This is a genomic window from Pseudomonas sp. MT3 (genome assembly GCF_054720805.1).
Map to the genome: position 1 here is coordinate 169,251 of NZ_JBTVPY010000007.1, position 20,943 is coordinate 190,193.

General features: G+C 66.3%; 22 protein-coding genes. 12 read left to right on the plus strand and 10 right to left on the minus strand.

Translation table 11 applies throughout. The features are described from left to right. The first annotated feature begins 34 nt into the window (after nt 1-34). From tadZ to ACYCAX_RS09730, 7 genes are read left to right on the plus strand one after another with little or no spacing between them, the layout of a single operon-like run. Complete coding sequence (gene tadZ, locus ACYCAX_RS09700) at nt 35-1,219, plus strand: type 4b pilus Flp biogenesis protein TadZ (protein WP_460247872.1); 1,185 nt, start codon at nt 35-37, stop codon at nt 1,217-1,219. Next, the gene (tadA, locus tag ACYCAX_RS09705) at nt 1,216-2,472 is read left to right on the plus strand and encodes a type 4b pilus Flp biogenesis ATPase TadA (protein ID WP_015475918.1); all 1,257 of its coding nucleotides are present in this window, start codon (nt 1,216-1,218) and stop codon (nt 2,470-2,472) included. Before tadZ ends, tadA begins: the two co-directional genes overlap by 4 nt. Next, nucleotides 2,469-3,359 (plus strand): type II secretion system F family protein, encoded by an 891-nt coding sequence (locus tag ACYCAX_RS09710; protein ID WP_015475919.1) that lies wholly within the window; start codon nt 2,469-2,471, stop codon nt 3,357-3,359. The genes tadA and ACYCAX_RS09710 overlap by 4 nt, the downstream gene beginning before the upstream one ends. An 11-nt stretch (nt 3,360-3,370) precedes the next feature. Then, entirely contained in the window at nt 3,371-4,279 is a 909-nt protein-coding gene (locus ACYCAX_RS09715; RefSeq protein ID WP_367275998.1) for a type II secretion system F family protein, read from the plus strand. Beyond that, nucleotides 4,276-5,052, plus strand: coding sequence for a tetratricopeptide repeat protein (locus tag ACYCAX_RS09720; protein WP_015475921.1), 777 nt, complete (start codon nt 4,276-4,278; stop codon nt 5,050-5,052). Before ACYCAX_RS09715 ends, ACYCAX_RS09720 begins: the two co-directional genes overlap by 4 nt. Nucleotides 5,053-5,072: 20 nt before the next feature. Further along, complete coding sequence (locus ACYCAX_RS09725; protein ID WP_015475922.1) at nt 5,073-5,354, plus strand: DUF3613 domain-containing protein; 282 nt, start codon at nt 5,073-5,075, stop codon at nt 5,352-5,354. A 17-nt stretch (nt 5,355-5,371) separates the two neighbouring features. Next, nucleotides 5,372-7,138: a pilus assembly protein TadG-related protein gene (locus ACYCAX_RS09730; RefSeq protein WP_460247873.1), complete on the plus strand. Its 1,767-nt coding sequence runs from the start codon at nt 5,372-5,374 to the stop codon at nt 7,136-7,138. Nucleotides 7,139-7,152: 14 nt separating this feature from the next. Here ACYCAX_RS09730 and ACYCAX_RS09735 read toward each other — a convergent pair whose 3' ends face one another. Together ACYCAX_RS09735 and ACYCAX_RS09740 are read right to left on the minus strand one after the other, a co-directional pair. Continuing rightward, nucleotides 7,153-7,974 (minus strand): response regulator transcription factor, encoded by an 822-nt coding sequence (locus tag ACYCAX_RS09735; protein WP_294971415.1) that lies wholly within the window; start codon nt 7,972-7,974, stop codon nt 7,153-7,155. A 146-nt stretch (nt 7,975-8,120) separates the two neighbouring features. Next, nucleotides 8,121-8,600 (minus strand): prepilin peptidase, encoded by a 480-nt coding sequence (locus ACYCAX_RS09740; protein ID WP_041711756.1) that lies wholly within the window; start codon nt 8,598-8,600, stop codon nt 8,121-8,123. A 207-nt stretch (nt 8,601-8,807) separates the two neighbouring features. Here ACYCAX_RS09740 and ACYCAX_RS09745 point away from each other — a divergent pair, with 207 nt between their 5' ends. Further along, nucleotides 8,808-9,269 carry a TadE/TadG family type IV pilus assembly protein gene (locus ACYCAX_RS09745; protein ID WP_294971424.1) on the plus strand — a complete coding sequence of 154 codons (462 nt, stop codon included), beginning with the start codon at nt 8,808-8,810 and terminating at the stop codon, nt 9,267-9,269. An 8-nt stretch (nt 9,270-9,277) separates the two neighbouring features. Then, a complete protein-coding gene (locus tag ACYCAX_RS09750; protein ID WP_460247874.1) occupies nt 9,278-12,061 on the plus strand; it encodes a PAS domain-containing sensor histidine kinase in 2,784 nt (927 codons plus the stop codon). A 52-nt stretch (nt 12,062-12,113) separates the two neighbouring features. Here ACYCAX_RS09750 and ACYCAX_RS09755 read toward each other — a convergent pair whose 3' ends face one another. Beyond that, entirely contained in the window at nt 12,114-13,583 is a 1,470-nt protein-coding gene (locus tag ACYCAX_RS09755; protein WP_015475928.1) for an inorganic phosphate transporter, read from the minus strand. Between the two features lie 291 nt (nt 13,584-13,874). Further along, nucleotides 13,875-14,096, minus strand: a complete 222-nt coding sequence (locus ACYCAX_RS09760) for a hypothetical protein (RefSeq protein WP_015475929.1) — start codon at nt 14,094-14,096, stop codon at nt 13,875-13,877. 400 nt (nt 14,097-14,496) lie between these two features. On the opposite strand from ACYCAX_RS09760, the gene ACYCAX_RS09765 reads away from it, so the two are divergent. Further along, on the plus strand, nt 14,497-14,802 hold the full coding sequence (locus ACYCAX_RS09765; protein ID WP_015475930.1) for a PsiF family protein: 306 nt from the start codon (nt 14,497-14,499) through the stop codon (nt 14,800-14,802). A gap of 279 nt (nt 14,803-15,081) precedes the next feature. On the opposite strand, the gene ACYCAX_RS09770 is transcribed toward ACYCAX_RS09765, so the two are convergent. The 3 genes from ACYCAX_RS09770 to dmeF form a co-directional block, all read right to left on the minus strand. Further along, nucleotides 15,082-15,216: a hypothetical protein gene (locus ACYCAX_RS09770; RefSeq protein WP_015475931.1), complete on the minus strand. Its 135-nt coding sequence runs from the start codon at nt 15,214-15,216 to the stop codon at nt 15,082-15,084. Between the two features lie 77 nt (nt 15,217-15,293). Beyond that, entirely contained in the window at nt 15,294-16,223 is a 930-nt protein-coding gene (locus tag ACYCAX_RS09775; RefSeq protein WP_294971435.1) for a pseudouridine synthase, read from the minus strand. An 85-nt stretch (nt 16,224-16,308) separates the two neighbouring features. Further along, nucleotides 16,309-17,244, minus strand: coding sequence for a CDF family Co(II)/Ni(II) efflux transporter DmeF (gene dmeF, locus ACYCAX_RS09780; RefSeq protein WP_460247875.1), 936 nt, complete (start codon nt 17,242-17,244; stop codon nt 16,309-16,311). Between the two features lie 59 nt (nt 17,245-17,303). On the opposite strand from dmeF, the gene ACYCAX_RS09785 reads away from it, so the two are divergent. Further along, the gene (locus tag ACYCAX_RS09785; RefSeq protein WP_015475934.1) at nt 17,304-17,579 is read left to right on the plus strand and encodes a metal/formaldehyde-sensitive transcriptional repressor; all 276 of its coding nucleotides are present in this window, start codon (nt 17,304-17,306) and stop codon (nt 17,577-17,579) included. 8 nt (nt 17,580-17,587) lie between these two features. On the opposite strand, the gene ACYCAX_RS09790 is transcribed toward ACYCAX_RS09785, so the two are convergent. Then, the gene (locus tag ACYCAX_RS09790; RefSeq protein WP_294971442.1) at nt 17,588-17,818 is read right to left on the minus strand and encodes a DUF2789 domain-containing protein; all 231 of its coding nucleotides are present in this window, start codon (nt 17,816-17,818) and stop codon (nt 17,588-17,590) included. A 191-nt stretch (nt 17,819-18,009) separates the two neighbouring features. Here ACYCAX_RS09790 and ACYCAX_RS09795 point away from each other — a divergent pair, with 191 nt between their 5' ends. Beyond that, nucleotides 18,010-19,212: an MFS transporter gene (locus tag ACYCAX_RS09795; RefSeq protein WP_294971445.1), complete on the plus strand. Its 1,203-nt coding sequence runs from the start codon at nt 18,010-18,012 to the stop codon at nt 19,210-19,212. Here the strand turns inward: ACYCAX_RS09795 and ACYCAX_RS09800 are convergent, their stop codons facing one another. Beyond that, nucleotides 19,213-19,815 (minus strand): glutathione S-transferase, encoded by a 603-nt coding sequence (locus ACYCAX_RS09800; protein ID WP_015475937.1) that lies wholly within the window; start codon nt 19,813-19,815, stop codon nt 19,213-19,215. Nucleotides 19,816-20,016: 201 nt separating this feature from the next. Next, nucleotides 20,017-20,835 carry a polyphosphate kinase 2 gene (ppk2, locus tag ACYCAX_RS09805; RefSeq protein ID WP_460247876.1) on the minus strand — a complete coding sequence of 273 codons (819 nt, stop codon included), beginning with the start codon at nt 20,833-20,835 and terminating at the stop codon, nt 20,017-20,019. Nucleotides 20,836-20,943: the final 108 nt, after the last annotated feature.

The window sequence follows — 20,943 nt, forward strand, 5'->3', positions numbered from 1 at the left end:
AGCGGGCCGCAAGGAACGGCAAGGGAGCGGCAGCATGAGTCAGACATTCGTGGCACTGGTCCAGCATCCCGGCGAGCAGGAGTGGTTGCAGAACAGCCTGGCCAACTGCGGGCAGGTGGTGGTGGCCAACAGCGGAACCCTGGAAGAGTTGCTGGCGCTGCTCGATGTGACGGGGGCCAGTGTCCTGTTCACCAGCCTGAACAAGGCCAACCTGGTGACACAGAGCTCGCTGATCGAGGGGCTGGTGTCGGCCCGCCCGCTGCTCTCGGTGGTGGCCGTGGGCGATGGCCTGGACAACCAGTTGGTGCTGGCGGCCATGCGCGCCGGCGCCCGCGATTTCGTCACCTACGGCGCCCGCGCCAGCGAACTGAGCGGGCTGACCCGCCGTCTTGGCGGACGCCTGCCCAGCGTGCCGGTGAGCGCCGCGCAACAGGGCGAACTGGTGAGCCTGGTGAGCGCCCGGCCGGACGCCGACGGTGCGTTCGTGGCGCTGCACCTGGCGCTGGCGCTGCAACGCCAGGCGGATCACCGCGTACTGCTGGTGGACATCGGCCAGCCCAGCGCTGAGGCCCTGGCGATTCTCGGCATGGAGTCGGCGTTCAGTTTCGCCGATGCGATGCGCAACCTGCGCCGGCTCGACCAGACCCTGATCGACAGCGCCTTCACCCGCCACGAGTCCGGGCTGCGCGTCCTCAGCCTGTCGGACGAGCCCGGCATCCTGGAGCGGGTCACCACCGCCGAGCTCTACCTGCTGCTGGGCAACCTGCGCAGTGCCTTCACCCACGTGCTGGTCAACCTCACCGGTGTCGCCGAAGGCGAACTCAGCGCGCAACTGCTGGCGCAGGCCAACCGCGTGCTGTGGCTGGTGGACCAGAGCGTGCCGTCCTGCAAGAAGGGCCTGGAGCGCCTGCGCCGGCTGCGCGAGCGCAGTCCCGCCCTGCCGCGCATCGAACTGCTGATCGAGCGCTACTGGCCGTCGGTTCCGCCGGATGCCCCGGCCCTGGGCAAGATGTTCGGCCTGGAACTGTTCGGCGTGCTGCCGGCCTCGCCCGAGGCGCGCCTGCGGGCGAAGAACATCGGCCAGAGCCTGTTCGACCTGTCGCCGCGCGACCCGCTGACGGTCAAGCTGCGCGACCTGGCGGACAACCTCGGCGCGAACGTCAGCGAACGGCCGCGACGCTTCGCCTGGCTCGGCTGGCCGAAGGCGGCGCGCCCATGAACTACGGCAGCGGCGGTGGCATCGGCCTGTCCGGCCATCATGACCAGGACCTGCAAGCGCTGAAGATGCGCCTGCACCGTTACATCATCGACGAGATCGACGAAGACGGCATGAACCTGCTGGAGGGCGCCCGCCCGGCAGTGGCCCAGTACGTCTCGGAAAAAGTCTGCGAATACGCCGCGCGCCGCCAACTGGCGATTTCCCGCTACGAGCTCGACCGCCTCGCCGAGGAGGTCGTGGACGAACTGACCGGCTTCGGCCCGCTGGAAATCCTCCTGCGCGACCCGAACATCTCGGAAATCCTGGTCAACGGCCCCGACCGGGTGTTCGTCGAGCACGAAGGCCGGCTGTACCAGAGCGACCTGCGCTTCATCGACGACCACCATGTACAGCGGGTGATCCAGCGCATCCTGGCGCCGTTGGGGCGGCGCCTGGACGAATCCAGCCCGATGGTCGATGCGCGCCTGCCCGACGGCAGTCGGGTCAACGCGATCATTCCGCCGGTAGCGCTGGACGGGCCCTGCCTGTCGATCCGCAAGTTCAGCAAGGAACTGCTCAAGAGCGCCGACCTGCTGGGTCACCAGAGCGTCGACGAGGCCATGCTGGCGTTTCTCCGCCAGGCGGTGGTGAACCGCTGCAACATTCTCATCAGCGGCGGTACCGGTACCGGCAAGACCACGCTGCTCAACGTGATGAGCAGCTTCATCGACGAGCGCGAACGCATCGTCACCATCGAGGACACCGCCGAGCTGCAACTGGGCCACAACCATGTGGTGCGCCTGGAGACCCGGCCGCCGAATGCCGAGGGGTTCGGCGAGGTCACCGCCCGCGAGCTGATCCGCAACGCCCTGCGGATGCGCCCGGACCGCATCATCCTCGGCGAGATCCGCGGCGTGGAGGTGCTCGACGTGCTGCAGGCGATGAACACCGGCCACGACGGTTCGATGAGTACCGTGCACGCCAACTCCGCTATGGATTCGCTGCTGCGCCTGGAAATGCTGGTCGGCCTCACCGGCCAGCGCGTGCCGGAGCAGACGCTGCGGCAGATGCTCTGCTCGGCGCTGGACATCATCGTGCAGATCACCCGCCTGTCCAGCGGCCGGCGCTGCATCAGCGAGATCATCGAAGTGCTGGAAGTGCGCGACGGAGTGTACGTCACCAACGCCTTGTTCAGCCTCGATCGCCGTGGCAGCGGACAGTTCGTTCGCACCGCCCAGCCATCCGGGCTGAAGTTCCGGCAGGTCCTGGTATGAACGGCACCTTGCTGCTGATCGCAGTCAGCCTGGTGCTGGGCCTCTTCGGCCTGCTGACCGGCGTCATGGCCTGGCGCACCCGGCACAACGAGCAGGTGCTGCGGCGCCTGAGCGGCAGCGGCGCGCAGCCGGCGGAGGCGGGGCGCGGCCGCAGCAGTCACTGGCTGGCCCGGCGCATGCGCCGGGCGGGCGTCGCCGATATGCGCCGCTGGCTGTTGTGCTTCGGCGCGGTGGCGCTGGTGCTGGGCCTGCTTGGCGCCCGCCTGGGTGGCGTGCCCGGAGCGCTGGGCGCGGTGGCGCTGGCGCTGGTTGGCGGACATGTGCTGCTCAACCTGCTGTACCAGCGCCGTCTGCAACGGATGATCCGGCAGATGCCCAACTTCCTCGACCAGGTGGTGCGCAGCCTGCATTCGGGGCGCACCCTGGGCGACGCCGTCGCCCAGGCGGTGAGCGCGTCGGACGACCCGCTGCGGGAGATCTTCGCCCTGGCGACCAACCATGTGCAGCTTGGCATCAGCCTGCCCGAGGCCCTGCAGGAAGTGGCGGAGCTCTATGACCAGGAAGAGCTCCACGTGTTCGCCCTCGGCGTGGCGGTGAACCACCGCTACGGCGGCAACACCACCGACCTGTTGGAAAACATCATCAAGGTCATCCACGAGCGGGAAAAACTCAGCCGGCAGTTGCGCGCGATGACGGGCGAGACCCGTCTCAGCGCGCTGGTGCTGGCGGTCCTGCCGGTGGGGCTGGGAGGCTACATCCTGGTCACCAACCCGGGCTACCTGATGAACATGTGGCTCGACAGCGGCGGGCGTTGGCTGCTGCTGACATCCCTCGGACTGCAAGTGCTGGGCTGCTACACGCTCTGGCGCATGCTCAAGAGCGTCTAGGAGGCCGGAAAATGCCCATGACCTACGGTCTGCTGGTGGTGATCCTGGTACTGGCCGCGGTGCTGCTGGCGCTGTCGCAAAGCCGGGCCGCCGGACGCGAGCAGCGGCTGATCGAGCAACGCCTGGGCGGCGGTCCCTTGCCGCGCTCCGGTGGCCGGCACCTGGCCGGTCTGCTGGAACGCCTGGGAGGCAGCGGTCTGGCCCAGCGCCTGCAACTGCGCGACGACGAGGTCCGCCTGTTGCTGGAGCAGGCCGGCTGGAGCGGCAACACGCCACGCAGCATCTACCTGATGGCGCTGCTGGTGTGCCCGCTGCTCCTGGCCGGCCTGGCGCTGGCCGCGAGTCTGGCACCCAAGCCGCTGTTCGCTTCGCCACTGCTGCCGGTGGCGTTCGCGGCAGGCGTCGGCTTCCTCCTGCCCAAGCGCGTGCTGGCCCATTTCGCCGGCAAGCGCCGCGAGCGGCTGGCCGAAGAAGTGATCGTGTTCATCCAGTTGATCCGCATTCTGTTCGATTCCGGCCTGACGGTGGAACAGAGCCTGCGCGTGGTGCGTCAGGAAGGGCAGGGCATCGTCCCGGTGTTGGTCGAGGAGCTGGAAACCGTGCTGGCGCACATCGACAGCGGCCTGGACCTGGCCGACGAACTCGACCTGCTCAACAAGCGCCTGGGGGTGAGCGAACTCAGCGACTGCTGCAACGTGCTGCGCCAGATGGTGCGCCAGGGCGGCAGCGCGCGCGGCTCGCTGCAGACGCTCAAGCAACTGTTCGAGGACCGCCGCTTGACCAGCATGCAGGAGAAGGTCAGCAAGCTGTCGGCGAAGATGAGCCTGGTGATGATGCTGCTGCTGTTTCCGGCGTTGCTGATCATCCTCGCCGGGCCGGGCTTCCTCGCGATTACCAAGGCACTGGGGGGCATGAGATGAGAAACGCAATCGCAGTCGGCCTGCTGAGCCTGACGCTCGGCGGCTGCGCCAGCCTCGGCGCGCTGGGCGGCGGCCAGGTCGGCCAGGCGTGCAGCGAGCACCTGGGGCAGTCGGTAGAACTGCAACTGAACCTGGCGCGGGAAATGCTCGACCAGGGCCGCGCCCACGCCGCGCTGGCCAACCTGGAAACCCTGCCGCAGGACGCGCTGGACGTGCGCGAGAGCAAGGCACTGGCGTTGCGGCGTATCGGCAGCCCGCTGGCGCGGGTCGAATACCAGGCACTGCTGGGCACCTGCAAGGCCGGCGAGGCGCACCACGGCCTGGGCCTGATCGCCATGCGCAACGGCAACCGCATCGAGGCCGAACGCGAGTTGCGCGAAGCCGCGCGGCTGCAACCGACCGATAGTGACTTCCGCAATGACCTGGGCGTGGTGCTGCTGGAGCGTGGCGAGCGCAGCGGGGCGCGCTTCGAGTTCATTACCGCGCTGGAGCTCAGTGAAGGCGGCAAGCTGCCGGCCACCAACCTGCTCAGCCTGATGTACCTGGAGGGCGAGAGCACCCAGGCCGAGGGGCTGATCCAGCGTGTCGGCCTGTCCGCCGACGACGTGCGCGAAGCCCATGAGCGTGCCGATGCGCTGCGCTCGCCGGGCTCCCCGCCGGCACCGGCGGAGAGCCTGAGCCGGCAAACGCCGCCGACGGACGCCAGTCCGCTGGCGCAGGCCAACCCCCCTGCCGCGGCGCGGGACGCCGGGCTGCTGGTCAAGGCCCGTTGACACGGGCAAGGAGGACGACGATGAACGCATGGATTCTCGCCGGCGCGCTGCTGGCCGCTCCCGCCCTGGCCCAGGCGGTGGACACTCCCGCCGCGCAACCGGGCACCGTCGCCGGCGACCAGCGGGAGGTGCTCACCTGGCTGGACCTGCAGCGCAGCGGCCGCGCCGCCTCGCCCTATCCACAGAGCGCCACCCCCGCCGAACGTGACCGCGCCTACCAGCGCTACCTGAAGAGCTACACCCGCGAAATCCCCGAATACCTGCTCGACGACAGCAACGATTTCAGCACCGGGAAGAACTGATTCATCGGGAGCGGAGCATGGGACGCGAACGGCAGCGAGGCGCAATCGGCATCATGGCGGCAGGGACGCTGCTGCTGGCGCTGGTCTGCCTGGCGCTGGTGATCGACACCGGTCGCCTGTACTACGAGCAGCGCAAGTTGCAGCGGGTGGTGGACATGGCGGCGCTGGAGGCGGCGGCGCAGAGCGGTCTATGCGGCTCGCAGAGCACCGGACAGATCAACGCCTACGCCATGACCAGTGCAGCGTCCAACGGGTTCGTGCCGGGCACCGGCGATTCGCTGGTTGCCACCTTGGGGACTGTCGGCTTCAACAATGACAATACCCGTCGAGTGTTCTCCGCGGGCGGAGTACTGGCGGACTCCGTGGAAGTGCAGGCTGCGCACATGGTGCCATCGAGTCTGGTGCTCAATGTCGCCAGCCTCTTCAGTGGTGCGTCGGCACAGACTCTTCTCCGCGCCCGTGCGGTGGCGCGACGCACCGCAATGGCAGGTATCTCGGCGGGAAGTGGGGTGCTTGCGCTGAACTCGGGCAACTCGGCGTTGCTCAACGCCCTATTGGGCGGCCTGTTGGGTACTGATCTCAATCTGGATCTGGTGACCTATCAGGGCATTGCCGGGGCGAACATTTCCCTGCTTGCGCTGAGCGAGCAGCTCCAGGCGGCAGGGGTCAATCTGGAGCTTGGCAATATCGATAGTCTGCTGGGGGCCAACGTAACTGCTGCCCAGTTGCTGAACGCCGTGGTCAATGCCGCCGATGGCTCGCAGTTGGCGGGGGCGGACGCGTCGCTTCTGCGCACGGCGCTGGCCAGCATCACTGTCTCGGGCGCGCAATTGAGCCTGCAACAGATCATCACCGTCGTTGCGCCTGGCAGCGTTCGCGACAGCGCACTCAACGCCGATATAAATCTGTTCGACATGCTGATGGCCACAGCGATGTTGGCCAACAAGAACCATGCGGTGACGATTCCGGCTCAGAAACTGTCAATCAAGGGCTTGCTTACCCAGGAGCTCTCGCTCGATGTGATCAGCCCGCCGCAGATTGCCATCGGCTATCCCGGACGAAACTCCGATGGCAGTTGGCGAACACAGGCGTATTCCAGCCAGGTTGATCTGACGCTGAAGACGAGATCCGATCTGCTTGGGCTTGGGCTGGTGCAGGCGGATGTTACGCTGGGGGCAAGTGTCGCTCGGGGGTATGCTGCCCTGGACAGCATCAAGTGCGGTGGGATTGGCAAACCCGTTGAGGTGACGGTTCAGGCTCATCCTGGTGTGGTTACCCTGAGTCTGGACGCCTCGGTGAAGGCGTTGACGACTCCTACAGGCTACCTCGCCTCCGCCACTGCAAAGACCCCCAATGGGCCGATTGAAGTCGCCGGGCTAGGCGAGATACCGTTGTATTTCGAGGTTGACGACCCAAGCAAATTGCCCAGCGACGTCCAGCGTACTCAGAGTCCGCTGGGGGCGTCATTGGGAGAGGGGCTGGACAATCTGAACAGTCAGTTGGATATCGACGTGGAGCTGGGGACCAAGGGCTTGCTGTGTGAGGCGCCACTCGTGGGCTGGTTGCTCTGTTCGCTGGGAGATCTTGTCGATTCGCTGGCAGGAGCTGTATTGCATTCGGTCGCTGATCTGGAGGGGCTGTTGACTCAGGCCCTAGCGGACCTAGTGACGAAACTTGGCATATCGCTGATCGACCCGCTATTGGAACTGCTGGGAGTTCAGACTGGCGTCCTTGATGTCCGCCTCATCGACCTCCAGACCAGCAGCACGGCGCTGCTGATCTGACGGTCCGCGCGCCCTCAGTGCACCGCGCTGCTGGGCGAGGCGCTGGGGGAGAGTGCCAGGGCCAGTTGCGTGCGGTTGTGCATGTGCATCAGGCGCAGCACCTGGGAGACGTAGAGCTTCACGGTGTTTTCCGTGATGCCCAGGTCGTAGGCGATCTGGTAGTTGGTCAGGCCCTTGCTGACCAGCCGCGCCACCGCCTGCTGGCGGGGGGAGAGCTTGTTGAACAGCGGGTTGTTCACCACCGGCGCGATCTGCTCGGCGCTGCTGGGCAAACTTTCCGGCGCCTCGGACGCTTCCTGCTTGAGGACGCTGGGCTGGCCGCCACCGTGCACCTCGTACTTGATCTTGTGGATGTCCCGCGAGATCGAGTTGAGCGATTCGGCGAGGTACTCCAGGCGCTGGTTCACCTGGCTCAGGCTGAGCTGGCTGCGGATGCGCTCGTGCAGGCGCGCTTCCAGGCGCTCCAGGCCCTTGAGCAGGTCCACTGGCGCGACCGGCTTCTGGTAATAGTCGGCGACGCCGACGCGCATCGCCTCGATCACTTCCTGGCTGCCCTGCTGACCGGTGAGGATGATGGTTTCGAAGAAGCGCCCGTTGCCGGCGATCTCCTTGAGCGCCTCGACCACGCGGATGCCGTTGTCCCGTCCCAGCCCCAGGTCGCAGATCACCAGGCCGATGGAGCTGTCGTTGCGGAACTTCTGCAGTGCGCTGTCCTTGTTGTCGCTGACGACGCAGCGGTAACCACTGTTTTCCAGAAGTTCGGAAAGCTCGGCGGTGACCTGGGGTTCGTCGTCGATAACCATCACGCTGAAGCGACGATTGGCCGGTTTGTCCATGACTGCACGCTCCTTGAAGGCATATTGCTTAGTTCTTATCGTCCGGCCATCGAGGTTCCGCAGCCGGTTTTTATATCAGGTGACGGATGGTATTAACCCATAGCATATAGTCGTTAAGTTTGAGGGGCGCCATGTGAAGAATTTGTTCAATGGAAAAATGAGAGGTACGTCAGAAGTCCGGCGAACAGGGAAAATATAAAAGGGAATGCCTTGAACCTTGACGGTAACAGTCGCGCCAGTTTCGTCTGGAAATGAGCCGGAAGCCGATCCGAACCGATCAAGAGTTTGCTGACAAGCATCAGTACCAGGCTGATCAGGCTCGCCAGTGCCAGCACGTAGAGCAGCAGTTGCGGGTGGCTGGCCAGGGCCAGGGCGACCAGCGCCTTGACGTCGGCGGCGCCCAGTTTGCCCAGCAGGTAGCCCGGTACGCTCAGCAGTAGCGCCAGGAGGGTCGCAACCAGTGCGGCCTGCGGTGTGTGGCCGGTCAGCGTGTGGCCTTCGACCAGCAGGAAGGCGGCGGCGAGCAGCGCGCCGCCGAGGGTCAGCAGGTTGCTCACGCGCAGACGCGTCAGGTCCTGGTAGGCGCACACCGCGAACCAGCCCAGCAGCAGGAGTTTGGCCAGCATCGGGAACATCCCTATTCACACCAAAGAATTAATACCTTATACCGGGAATGTCTCTTCGCCAGCAGCATCTAGTATTGATCGATAAGTGTCGGTGTCCGCCAGAAGTTTCTTCAGGAATCTTTCCCGCGGCCGATAAGCTGAATGAACGATCAATTATAAAAACCGAGCGATCGATCAACTATCGAAGTTATTCGAGGAGTGCTGCGCATGAAAGGAATCGGAAGTTCCCAGGGGCAGCGTGGGGCGGTGGCGATCGAGTTCGCCGCGGTTTTCGTATTGTTCTTCGCGGTACTCTACGGTTTGCTCGGTTATTGCGTGCCACTCTTGATGCTCCAGGCCTTCAACGATGCCGCCGCCTCCGGTGCGCGCGTGGCCATTTCAGTCAATCCGCCGGGCCAGTCCGAGGACTACCAGGTCCTGTTGCAGGAGGCGGTCAGAAAGGAAGTGGACCATCGCCTGGGATGGATGCCGACCGACTGGCACCAAGGGTGTTTCAACGGCGACTACCTCGGTCCGCTGGCCAGGGAGGGGGACTTCACCCGTATCCAGGTGTGCGTCAGCTATCCCTATGCCGAATCGCCCATCGTGCCGTTGCTGAGCTTGCCGGGCATCGGCACCATTCCGCGTCTGCCGGCGGTGCTGACCGCCCGGGCCAGCCTGCTGCTCTAAGGACCGCGATGTTCGATTTCTTCCGCTCCCTGACGGGCTCCCGGGACGATGAGCCTCCGGCCCCCGCGCCGAACCGCCCGCTGGCCGCGCGGCGGCGCCCGGCGCTGACGGCCGAGGAAGTGGCACCGCCGACGGCCGCGGCGCACTGGGATATCTGGCTGGAGCTGGACGGCCGTGATCGCGTGGTGGCCCACGGCGGTCGGCAGGTGCATCGGCTGCTGTTGCCCGCCGGCGGCTCCCTGGCGTTGCCCGTACTGGGAGACTATCTGGAGCGCCGGGTGCCCGGCAGCATGCCGTTGACCGGCCTGCGGGGCGGCGAGCGGGTCGACCTGGCGCTGCGCAGCACCGGCGATCTGCCGCTGGTGTGCCGCTTCCAGGCGGTCCTGCAGGCCGACGAGCACTGCCTGTTGCTGGGCACCGACATTTCCGACCTGAACTGGCAGTCCGACAACCAGCAGCACAAGCTGCAATGCCTGAACCTCAGCAAGCTGCTGCTGGCGCGCCTGCGCCATAGCTCGCAGCGGCGCCTGAACGACGCGGTGGGCGAGGTGCTGGAGTCCTTCTGTGGGGCGTTCCAGATGCGCTCGATGGCGTTGGCGCTGGAGTCGGTGGAGGGCGTGCTGAAGGTCTTCGCCTGTCATCTCCAGCCGGGTGTCGACAGCCTGCTGCGCGAGGGCCTGACGCTGCCCGATGGAGAACTGAGGCGGGCCACCGGCGCTTACCTGCTGGAAACCGCTGCAGGCCCCTCCGAACTGTTGCGGATGCTCTGCTGCGAGTGCCTGTACCTGGTGCCGGCGCCGGTCCGTGGCGGCCGCCTGGCGGGGTTGCTCGCCGAACCCGCGGTGCCGGGCGGCAGTGGGGCAGGGCCGCAGCCCGGCGACTGGCAGTACCTGGCGGAAATCCTCGCCAACCTGGTGCATGAACGTTCCGAGCTGCACAGCCTGCGCGACAGCAGCCGGCGTCTGAACCTGCTGCAGGACATGGTCGGCGGCGGCTGGTGGCGGATGCGCATGGCCGAGGGAGTGTTCGAGTTGTCGCCGGCGGTGGCGACCTGCCTCGGGCTCGCCGCCGGGCAGGGCGAGCTGGCCCTGGCCGACCTGCTGCCGATGCTGCACCCGGCCGATGCCGATGAACTCAGCCTGCGCCTGCGCAACCTGCAGCCCGGCGCGCGACTGGTGCAGGACCTGCGCCTGCGCGCCCGGGCGTCCACGCAGACGCGCCGCTGGCTGCGCCTGCAAGGTCGGATGCAGGCGCGGGCCGGCGACCAGATGATGGATGGCGTGCTGCTGGACATCAGCGAGGGCAAGCTGCAGGAAGAACAGGCCCTGGCGGCCCACGCCCGGCTGCGCAACCTGATCGATAGCGCCCCGGTGGTGATCTATGTGCAGCGGGTGGAGGAGGGTCACCTGATCCCCGAGTTCTACAGCGAGAGCGCCGGCAACCTGCTGGGGCTCGACCTGCAGGGGCAGAGCTGGCAGGCGCTGGCCGAACGGGTGCACCCCGAGGACCTGGAAATCTTCCTCGCCCGTGGTCGCGAGCTGCTGCGCGAGGGGCGGGTCCGCAGCGAATACCGCCTGTGCGACAGTGCCGGCGAGTGGCACTGGCTGTATGACGAGGCCAAGCTGCTGCGCGACATCCAGGGCCTGCCGCAGGAGGCGGTCGGCCTCTGGCTGGACGTCACCGAGCAGCATCTGGCGGCGCTGCAGATCGCCGAAAGCGAGGAGCGCTACCGGGTGCTGGTGGAAGACTCGCCGGCGTTGATCTGCCGCTACGCCCCGGATCTCACCCTGACCTTCATCAACCACACCTTCGCCCAGGTGCTGGACGAGCCGGTGGAGGCGCTGCTCGGGCGGCGGCTGGACGAATGGGTGTCCGCCCAGGATTGCAGCGCCCTGCGTGCCCGCCTGGTGGGTGGCGACGTGCCGGCGGCCGGCGATGATTCCTGGGAACTGCGTTTCAGCCTGCCGGGCCAGCGCAACCTCTGGCTGGTGTGGGCGGATCGCCCCTTGCTGGATGCCGACGGGCGCCTTCTGGAGGTCCAGGCCGTCGGGCGCGACAACACCGCCGTGCGCCGTGCCCAGCAGCAGTTGGCGCAGGGTGCGAAGATGGCCAGCCTGGGCGAGATGGTCAGCGGCATGACCCATGAGATGAAGCAGCCCCTGCACGTGATGCGCATGGCGCTGTACAACGCCCGCCAGCGCCTGGAGGATGTCGGGTACCTGACGGAGAAGATCGAGCGGGCGGATGCGCAGATCGACCGGCTGTCCCGGGTGGTCGGCCACATGGGCGTGTTCAGCCGCACCTCCGAACTGGAAATGTCGCCCTTCGATCCCTTCCAGGCCTGCGAGGGCACGCTGGAGCTGATGGGGGACGGCCTGACGCAGCAGGGCATCCTGCTGGAATGCCGGCCACCGGCGCAGCGAGTGACGGTCTGCGGTTTCTCCGATCAGTTGGAGCAGGTGCTGATCAACCTGCTGGCCAACGCGCGCGATGCGCTGCTCGGTCGGGAAGGCGAGGGCGCGCGCTGGATCGGCCTGTCGCAGGAGCCCTGTGCCGATCCGGGATGGGTCGAACTGCACGTACGGGACAACGCCGGCGGTATCGACGAGGCCCTGATGGAGCGGATCTTCGAGCCGTTCTTCACCACCAAGCCGATCGGCAAGGGCACCGGCCTCGGGCTGTCGGTGAGCCATGACCTGATCCGCAACATGGGTGGCAGCCTGTCGGTGGACAACTACAAGGGCGGGGCGCGCTTCAGGGTGCGCCTGCCGCTGCAGCCAGCGATCGGCTGAGCAAAAAAAAACGCCTGCGGATGCAGGCGTTCTTCCGGGTGCCGGGGCGGGCTCAGACGAACTTCGAGGTGAGCCAGAACAGACCGGCGGCCAGGCTCATTGACGCGGGCAGGGTCAGCACCCAGGCCAGGACGATGTTGCGGACCGTGCTGCCTTGCAGGCCGCTGCGATTGGCTACCATCGTGCCGGCCACGCCCGAGGACAGCACGTGGGTGGTGGAAACCGGCAGGCTGTAGATGTTGGCCAGGCCGATGGCGGCGGTGGCTGTGAGCTGGGCGCTGATGCCCTGGGCATAGCTCATGCCCTGCTTGCCGATCTTCTCGCCGACGGTGAGCACCACGCGCTTCCAGCCGACCATCGTGCCGATGCCCAGGGCCAGGGCGACGGCGATGATGACCCAGAACGGCGCGTATTCGGTGGTGCTGGTCAGGTCCTTGCGCAGCTTCTCGAGGTCCGCCTTCTCACGGGACGGCAGCTCGGCCAGCTTGCCGACCTTCTTCGCGGTGTCGTCCAGGCACAGCAGGTAGCGGCGTACCTGCACGCGGGCGTCGCTGCTCAGGTCGGCGTAGCTGGAGATGCCGCGCAGGTCGCCCAGCAGGCCATTGAGGGTGGCCTCGGTCTGCTTCGGATCGCAGCGGTAGAGGTCCGGCATGTCGGAGCCGCTGGTCTTGCCCAGGGCCAGCATTTCGCCGAGGGTCTCGGAGTGGCGCTGGTAGAACTGCTGCAGGTGGGTGGCGGAGTCGCGGGTACGCTCGATCTGGTAGGTGGTGCTGTTCAGGTCGAGCACGAACTGGGCCGGGACGATGCCGATCAGCACCAGCATGATCAGGCCGATGCCTTTCTGGCCGTCGTTGGAGCCGTGCACGAAGCTCACGGTCATGGCCGAGATCACCAGCACCAGGCGGTTCCAGAACGGCGGGTGCTTCTTCTCGTCGACGTCGCGACGGGTTTCCGGCGTCTTGTGCATCTTCGACAGCGGATACATCCACTTCAGGCCGATCAGCAGCGCGGCGGCGACCAGGAAGCCGGCCAGCGGCGAGAAGATCAGCGACAGGCCGATGTCGATCGCCTTGCCCCAGTTGATCCCGTCGGCCAGCGGCACGTCGGTGATCAGTGCATTGGCCAGGCCCACGCCGAGGATCGAGCCGATCAGGGTGTGCGAGCTGGAGGCGGGGATGCCGAAGTACCAGGTGCCGAGGTTCCAGGTAATGGCGGCGGCGAGCAGCGAGAACACCATGACCAGGCCGTGGCCGGTGTTCACGTTGATCAGCAGCTCCACCGGCAGCAGGTGGACGATGGCGTAGGCGACGCCGACACCGCCGAGCAACACGCCGAGGAAGTTGAAGATGCCGGAGAGGATCACCGCGCGGTAGGGCGACATGGCCTTGGTGTAGATGACCGTGGCCACCGCGTTGGCGGTGTCATGGAAGCCGTTGATGAACTCGAAGGCGAGTACGAACGCCAGTGCCAGCACCAGGCTGACACCCACCCAGATATCGAGTCCGCTGAAGAGATCGAACATGAAGTTTCTATGACCGGTCGGAGACGGGGCGGCGATTATGCCAGAAGCGATGAGCACCGTATTCAGCCTGAAACGGTTTCTCGAATTTGCGCGACGCCACGTCGCACGGCGCTTTCAGGCAGGGTGGAAAAAACTTGCAATGCTTCCACACCGGGCCGCCGGCCCGTCGAATGAATGTTTTGAGGTCAGTACCGGACTCCCCCACGGAGTCCTCCCCACCCGGTAGCGACGACCTTCCCACGGTAAAGAATCGGCTGGGTCGGCTGGCCACGGGAGCGTTCGTACCCGGACCTACGGTTTAAGGGAAGTAGCTTCCTGTTCCTTTTTCAGTCGTTGTTCTTCGATCTTTTCCAGTTCCCGGTCGAAGGCCTTGTCGAGCAGGTTGCGGCGCTTGCGCCACGGCTTTCGTTCGGGGTCCGGCTGGGCGGCATACAGTGTGACTTCGCCGCCGTACACATCCTTGTAGCGTTGCTCCTGGCGCTCCAGTTCCGCGCGCAGTTCGTCTTTGGTCACGATGTGTCCTGATGACAGAGATAGGTCGTTGCCGGTGGGCATCCCGCCTGGACACCGCCCGAGGCAGTGTAGACGGTGGCCATGACAGCGCCGGGACGACCGGAAACGGCGCGGATTATAACCTCTCGCAGGGGTCGCCCGGACGAATACCGCCGACGGACGGCGCCAGGCCAGGAACGGCGGGCCCTGCAGAGAGGCTCAGTCGGGTGCGCTTGCAGCCCGGGCGCTGACAGTGTTCCTCAAGGAGGAACTCGGCGACGACCGCGTCGGCCAGGTTGACGTTGGTGGCCGCGCCTCCGCACGTTGATCGGCGCCGAGGTGCCAGCATTGGCCCCTCGGGTCGCCAATGTGGGCGTGCGAGCTACGCTGAGAAAGGCAATCCATCCTGGGAGACCTCTCCATGACCATCGTTCGCATTCCGCTGCTTGCACTGGCCCTTCTGTTTTCGGTGCAGGGTTTCGCTGCCACCGCCGCGCAGACCGCGCAGCAGGAAAAGATGAAGACCTGTAACGCCGATGCCACCACCAAGGCACTCAAGGGCGATGAACGCAAGGCGTTCATGAGCAAGTGCCTTTCGGCCGGCAGCGATGCCAAGGCGATGACGCCTCAGCAGGCAAAGATGAAGACCTGCAACGCCGACGCGACCGCCAAGGCGCTCAAGGGCGACGACCGCAAGGCGTTCATGAGTACGTGTCTGAAGAAGTGAGGATGGCGCGCGGCAGTGCCGCGTGGGACGTGACAAGGGCAGCCTGGGCTGCCCTTTTTCTTTCTTGGGGAAAGCCCGGAGCCGGGTTCGCGCGCAAGAACTAGGTGCTCCCTCGTTCCTGCGAAGAGCGCCGGAGTAAGGCCCACCTGCAGGAGCGAGCTTGCTCGCGAACCCATCCGATCGCTCAGATGCCGGAAAACACCAGCCAGACGCTGATCAGGGCGTAGGCCACGGTCTCCGCATCGTTCCGCAGGCCGGGCGACAATCGCCGGAGCAGGTTCATTTCCTGGCCACCGCGGACCAGAAGCCCTGGGCATTGCGGAACGGCTGGCGAGCCATCTGTTCGGGGCGGGTGATGCCATCGGCCAGCAGGGCGTTGACGAGGGCGGAAAAGGACTTGGCGCTGTAGCTCATGTTCGGCTCCTGATGCTTTCTCTCCGTTGCTGGAGCTATGAAAACACCGGAGCCACTATCGACGGAAATGGATAGCCTTAACGGTGACCATCGATGAAATTGATGGAAGGCCAGGACAGCTCGAGCTGGCTCTGGAAGAAGCGCGGCTCGCCCGTGAGCGGGTCGATGAAGGCCAGTTGGCGGGCCAGCAGCTTCAGCGGTCTCTCGTAGTCCTCCGGCGGACGTTCGTCACGCGGTGGCAGGGTGGGGTAGAGGGGATCGAAGCACAACGCCGCGCCGAGGGCCGACATGTGCACGCGCAACTGGTGGCGCTTGCCGGTCAGCGGATGCAGGCCGTAGCGCCATAGCGCGCCGCGCTGCTCCAGCACCTCGATGCGCGTTTCGCTGTTGGGCACGCCTTCCACTTCCTGCATTCGGATGAAGGGATCGCCATCCACCATCCGCGATTTGCGCACATGGGGGAACGCCAGCTGCGGCAGCGCCGGGGCGATGGCCTCGTACATCTTGTCGATGCGCCGTTCGCGGAACAGCGCCTGGTAGGCGGCGCGGCTGTCGGGGTTGGCGGAGAGCAGCACCAGTCCGGCGGTGAGCCGGTCGATGCGGTGCAGCGGCACCAGCAGCGGGTTGTCCAGGCGCCTGGCGAGGCGGGCCAGCAGGGTGTGCTCGACGTACTGGCCGGAGGGCGTTACCGGCAGGAAGTGCGGCTTGTCCGCCACGACCAGGTGCTCGTTGGCGTACAGGATCGATTCCTGGAACGGCACCGGCGTTTCCTGCGGCACTTCGCGGAAGTAGTGGATGCGCAGGGCTTCGCGGTAGGGATGCTCGGGGCCGATGGGCTGGCCGTCGCTGTCCAGCACCTTGCCGCGCGCCATGCGGTCCAGCCAGGTATCGCGGCTGATCGCCGGGAAGCGTGCGCACAGGCAGTCCAGCACGGTCGCCCAGGGGCCGGCGGGCAGGTGCAGGGTGCTGGCGCGTTGCTGAGCGGCGGAGAAGCGGGGACTGGACATCTTCGGAAGCGACCGGGGTTCGACAGGCTGCGCATTAGGCCGCAGCGGCGTGGCGGTCGTCAAAGCCGCCACGACCTCCGGTCGGTCAGACGTGGACCGGGTTGATCTCCACCGTGATGTGCGCCAGTTCCTCGTGTACCTGCAGGCGCTGGCGCACCAGCTCGGGCGTCAGGTCGCCGGCACTGGCCAGGCTGAGGATGCAGGCATAGCGCGATTTGCCCACGCGCCACAGGTGCAGGTCGGTGATGCGTGCCGGCTGCGGCAGTTCGGCGACCACTTCGCGGATTTCCTCCACCACCGGGTCGTTCATCTCCGCATCCAGCAGCACCCGGCTGCTCTGCTTGAGCAGGCCGACCGACCAGATCGCCACCAGTACCGCGCCGACGATGCCCATCAGCGGGTCGAGCCAGGCCGCGCCCCACAGCCGTCCACCGATCAGCGCGACGATGGCGGCCACCGAGGTGGCGGCGTCGGCGATCACATGCAGGTAGGCGGCGCGCAGGTTGAGGTCATGGTCATGGCCGTGGTGGTGATGAGCGTGTCCGTGCCCGTGATCATGGTGGTGGTCGCCGCGCAGCAGCCAGGCGCAGACCAGGTTCACCAGCAGGCCGAGCGCGGCGATGGCGATGGCTTGCTCGTAGTGGATCGGCGAAGGGGAGAGCAGCCGCGCCACCGACTCGAAGAGCATCAGGCCGGCCACGCCCAGCAGCAGAATGGCGCTGGTATAGCTGGCCAACACCTCGATCTTGAAGGTGCCGAAGGCAAAGCGCGCGTCACCCTTGAAGCGCCGCGCCGCCACGTAGGCGAAGAAGGCCAGGCCCAGCGCCAGGGCGTGGGAGCTCATGTGCCAGCCGTCGGCGAGCAGCGCCATCGAGTTGAAGATCCAGCCGCCGACGATCTCCACCACCATCATCACCACGGTCAGCAACGCGGCGCGCAGGGTGTTGCGTTCGGCCAGGGGATTGTCTTCGTGGAACCGGTGGTCGTGGCGACCGTCTTGCGAGTGGGTGGCGTGCTGCATGATGATGGTCCGTAAGAGAAGCTTGGATACTATACCCCAGTATACTTTGGAGTGTTGACGTGGGACATACGATCAAGGACCAGAAGAAGCTGTTGACCCGGGTGCGCCGCATCAAGGGGCAGAGCGAGGCGCTGGAGCGAGCGCTGGAACAAGGCAGCGAATGTGCGGCGATCCTGCAGCAGATCGCCGCTATCCGCGGCGCGGTGAACGGCCTGATGGCCGAGGTGCTGGAAGGCCACCTGCGAGACCACCTGGGCGCCGAGGACCGCACGGCGGCGCAGCGCCAGGAGGATCTGGAGCAGGTGGTGGGTGTGCTGCGCTCCTACCTGAAGTGAGCGATGGCTCAGCCGGACAGGCGCACCGCCAGTTCGTCGACTTCCTCGGCCCAGTCCGAGTCGTCCGCCAGGGCCTCGCGCAGGAACTGCGCCTGGGCCGGGCTCCAGAACGGCGCATCCGCCAGCGCCTGGCCTGCGGCCAGCCGATGGCTGCCGAGAAACGCATCGATGTCCTGCCGCCCGTTGGGCAGGCCGAGTTGCTTGAAGAGTGCGCCGAGCGTGTGCGGGCTGGTATCCATAGGGACCTCCTGTGAACCCGTTGGGAACGAGGGACGCGTCGCGCGGACGCGGGTGGCTGCAACAACTATAGGTGCATCTGCCACGTGGCAGCACCGTAATCGGGCGGCTTGCGCGGAAATAGATAGCCAGCTTTCAATTTTCCCGGTGCCGCGTAATCATGGGTGCCGCCCACCCACCGCCAGGTCTGTCCATGAGCTCTTCCGAGCAGCGAACTGCCTCCGTCACCCTGCGGATACTCGCCACCGTCGTCTTCACCTTCATCCTGTTCCTGAGTATCGGCCTGCTGCTGCCGGTGCTGCCCGGTTTCGTCCACGAAGGCCTGGGCTATTCCACGGTGGTCGCCGGCGTGGTGATCGGCCTGCAGTACATCGCCACCCTGGTCTCGCGCCCGCTGGCGGGTTACCTGACCGACACCTGCGGCGCCAGGCGTGCGGTGCTCTACGGCCTGGTCGTGCTGGGCGCCGGCGGCCTGCTGGTGCTGGCGTCCACCGCCCTGGCGTCCGTGGCCTGGCTCAGCCTCGCGCTGCTGCTGGGCAGCCGCCTGCTGTTCGGCCTGGCGCAGGGGCTGCTGGGGATCGGCACGGCAAGCTGGGGCATCGCCCTGGTCGGCACGCAGAACACCGCCAGGGTGATTTCCTGGAACGGCATCGTCAGCTACGGCGGCATCGCCATCGGTGCGCCGCTGGGCGTCTCCATGTCCGCTTCGCTGGGGCTGTGGAGCCTGGGCATGAGCATCCTGCTGCTGACCGCCCTGGGCCTGCTCGCCGCCCGCGGCCGGGAGGAGGTGCCGATCATCCCTGGCGCCCGCATGGCCTTCCATGCCGTGCTGGGCCGCGTATTGCCCTACGGGATGTGTGTGATGCTCGGCTCCATCGGCTTCGGCACCCTGGCTACCTTCATCACCCTGTATTACGGCAGCCAGGGCTGGGCCAATCCGGCGTGGTGTCTGACGGCGTTCGGCGTCTGCTTCATCGGCGCGCGGCTGTTGTTCTCGGGCATGGTCAACCGTTTCGGCGGTTTCGTCGTCGCGGTGGTCTGCCTGGCGGTGGAAACCGGTGGCCTGCTCCTGCTCTGGCTGGCGCCCGGACCGGGCTTTGCCTTGCTGGGCGCGGCGCTCACCGGTTGCGGCCTGTCGCTGGTCTATCCGTCGCTGGGCGTGGAGGCGGTGCTGCGCATCCCGGCCAGCAGTCGCAGCGCCGGGCTGGGGGCCTACGCGCTGTTCTTCGACCTGGCGATGGGCGTGGCCGGCCCGCTGATGGGGCTGGTCGCCGCCCGCCACGGTTACGCTGCGATCTTCCTCGTCGCCGCCGGCCTTGCGACCTGCGGCTTTGTCATCTGCCTCGGCCTGCTGCGCTGGACGCGGCAGCGCCACGAGGAACTGCCGCAGGAGTGATCACACCGGCGGGAAGGCCTTGAAGGCCTCCAGCGACTCGGCGTAGGCGGTCCAGTCGTGCAGGGCGGGGTAGGTATCCGCCGGAATGTACTGGACATGCAGCAGCTGGATGAAGGTCCAGGCCACGGCGATGCTCAGGCCGGCCTGATCGAGGCGCCCATCGCGCGGCAGCGGGTGTTCCTCGAGGTCACGCTCCAGCGCGGCGCAGGCGGCATGCAGCTGTTCCTCGACCCGCCCTTGCCACGGCATGTGCTGCTTGTCCTCCGGGCGCTGCTGTTCGTAGTAGCGCTGTACCGCCTTTTCCATCGCTGCTAGCGCCAGGCCCAGCAGGCGGGTGGTGCGTATCCGCGCGGTCGATTCGCCGGGCATCAGGCTCCGCCCGGACTCATGCTCGATCAGGTCGATGATCAGGGTGGAATCCATCAGCGTCTGGCCGTCGTCGAGGATCAGCGTCGGTGCCTTGACCACCGGGTTGATCCGGCGGAAGTCCTCGTAGGTGCTGAACACCGAGAGCGGGCGATGCTGGAAATCGACGTCCAGCAGACGCAGGGTGATGGCGACGCGGCGGACGTAGGGGGAGTCGAGCATTCCGATCAGTTGCATGGGCGCATCCTGTGATTGGCGATGACATGGCGGTGGCGCGTGAATCCGCGCAATGGCCTTGAATCGGCTGGGGCGGAACCGGTCAGGCGAGCTTTTCGTGGCCGGATGGCGTTCGCGCGGTGCGGCGGGAGCGGCGGTCGAAAGCGCCGCTCGACGCGGGTTGATCCAGGGGCGGCGCGGTGGGCGCGCCGGCCCCTGGGATCAGTAGACGTCCTCGACGTAGCGGTAGGGGTAGTCCGGGCTCTTGTAGCGGCCGATCTTGCCGCGCTTGGGCAGTTCGACCTTCTCGCGCGGCACCTCCTTGTACGGGATGTGCTGGAGCAGGTGGTCGATGATGTTCAGCCGTACGCGCTTCTTGTCCTCGGAGTGCGCGACGAACCAGGGCGCCCAGGGCGTGTCGGTGCTGGCGAACATCAGGTCGCGGGCGCGGGTGTACTCGTCCCAGCGGGTGAAGGATTTCACGTCCATCGGCGACAGCTTCCAGATCTTGCGGCCGTCGTTGATGCGATCCTCGAGACGGCGCGCCTGCTCCTCGGGCGTCACCTCCAGCCAGTACTTGAGCAGGATGATCCCCGACTCGGTCATCATCCGCTCGAACAGCGGCGTGACGGCAAGGAACTTGTCGGCCTGCTCCTCGGTGCAGAAGCCCATCACCCGCTCGACCCCGGCGCGGTTGTACCAGCTGCGGTCGAAGATCACCACCTCGCCGGCCGCCGGCAGGTGGGAGATATAGCGCTGCACGTAGAGCTGCGATTTCTCGCGCTCGGTGGGCGCCGGCAGCGCCACGGTGCGGAACACCCGCGGGCTGACGCGTTCGGTGATGGCCTTGATGGTGCCGCCCTTGCCGGCGCCGTCGCGCCCTTCGAAGATGATGCAGACCTTCAGGCCCTTGTGCACGACCCACTGCTGGAGCTTGACCAGTTCGACGGTGAGTTTCTTCAGCTGTTCTTCGTATTCCTTGTTGCCAAGTTTCTTCGGCTTCTCCGCCGCAGAAGCGCTCGACTTGCTCTTCTTGCCCATCATTTCCTCCGTTTCCGGTCTCAGGCGACCGTTGGCTGAGCATAGCTGCTCGCCAGCGGGAAAAGCCTTGCCCGAGTCGATTTCGAAGATATAGGAGGCCGCCGGTTA

Excerpts from the sequence above, each read along its gene's own strand:
- tadZ (WP_460247872.1), top strand. The coding sequence starts at position 35 with ATGAGTCAGACATTCGTGGCACTGGTCCAGCATCCCGGCGAGCAGGAG.
- tadA (WP_015475918.1), top strand. The coding sequence starts at position 1,216 with ATGAACTACGGCAGCGGCGGTGGCATCGGCCTGTCCGGCCATCATGAC.
- ACYCAX_RS09710 (WP_015475919.1), top strand. The coding sequence starts at position 2,469 with ATGAACGGCACCTTGCTGCTGATCGCAGTCAGCCTGGTGCTGGGCCTC.
- ACYCAX_RS09715 (WP_367275998.1), top strand. The coding sequence starts at position 3,371 with ATGCCCATGACCTACGGTCTGCTGGTGGTGATCCTGGTACTGGCCGCG.
- ACYCAX_RS09720 (WP_015475921.1), top strand. The coding sequence starts at position 4,276 with ATGAGAAACGCAATCGCAGTCGGCCTGCTGAGCCTGACGCTCGGCGGC.
- ACYCAX_RS09725 (WP_015475922.1), top strand. The coding sequence starts at position 5,073 with ATGAACGCATGGATTCTCGCCGGCGCGCTGCTGGCCGCTCCCGCCCTG.
- ACYCAX_RS09730 (WP_460247873.1), top strand. The coding sequence starts at position 5,372 with ATGGGACGCGAACGGCAGCGAGGCGCAATCGGCATCATGGCGGCAGGG.
- ACYCAX_RS09735 (WP_294971415.1), bottom strand. The coding sequence starts at position 7,974 with ATGGACAAACCGGCCAATCGTCGCTTCAGCGTGATGGTTATCGACGAC.
- ACYCAX_RS09740 (WP_041711756.1), bottom strand. The coding sequence starts at position 8,600 with ATGCTGGCCAAACTCCTGCTGCTGGGCTGGTTCGCGGTGTGCGCCTAC.
- ACYCAX_RS09745 (WP_294971424.1), top strand. The coding sequence starts at position 8,808 with ATGAAAGGAATCGGAAGTTCCCAGGGGCAGCGTGGGGCGGTGGCGATC.
- ACYCAX_RS09750 (WP_460247874.1), top strand. The coding sequence starts at position 9,278 with ATGTTCGATTTCTTCCGCTCCCTGACGGGCTCCCGGGACGATGAGCCT.
- ACYCAX_RS09755 (WP_015475928.1), bottom strand. The coding sequence starts at position 13,583 with ATGTTCGATCTCTTCAGCGGACTCGATATCTGGGTGGGTGTCAGCCTG.
- ACYCAX_RS09765 (WP_015475930.1), top strand. The coding sequence starts at position 14,497 with ATGACCATCGTTCGCATTCCGCTGCTTGCACTGGCCCTTCTGTTTTCG.
- ACYCAX_RS09770 (WP_015475931.1), bottom strand. The coding sequence starts at position 15,216 with ATGAGCTACAGCGCCAAGTCCTTTTCCGCCCTCGTCAACGCCCTGCTG.
- ACYCAX_RS09775 (WP_294971435.1), bottom strand. The coding sequence starts at position 16,223 with ATGTCCAGTCCCCGCTTCTCCGCCGCTCAGCAACGCGCCAGCACCCTG.
- dmeF (WP_460247875.1), bottom strand. The coding sequence starts at position 17,244 with ATGCAGCACGCCACCCACTCGCAAGACGGTCGCCACGACCACCGGTTC.
- ACYCAX_RS09790 (WP_294971442.1), bottom strand. The coding sequence starts at position 17,818 with ATGGATACCAGCCCGCACACGCTCGGCGCACTCTTCAAGCAACTCGGC.
- ACYCAX_RS09795 (WP_294971445.1), top strand. The coding sequence starts at position 18,010 with ATGAGCTCTTCCGAGCAGCGAACTGCCTCCGTCACCCTGCGGATACTC.
- ACYCAX_RS09800 (WP_015475937.1), bottom strand. The coding sequence starts at position 19,815 with ATGCAACTGATCGGAATGCTCGACTCCCCCTACGTCCGCCGCGTCGCC.
- ppk2 (WP_460247876.1), bottom strand. The coding sequence starts at position 20,835 with ATGGGCAAGAAGAGCAAGTCGAGCGCTTCTGCGGCGGAGAAGCCGAAG.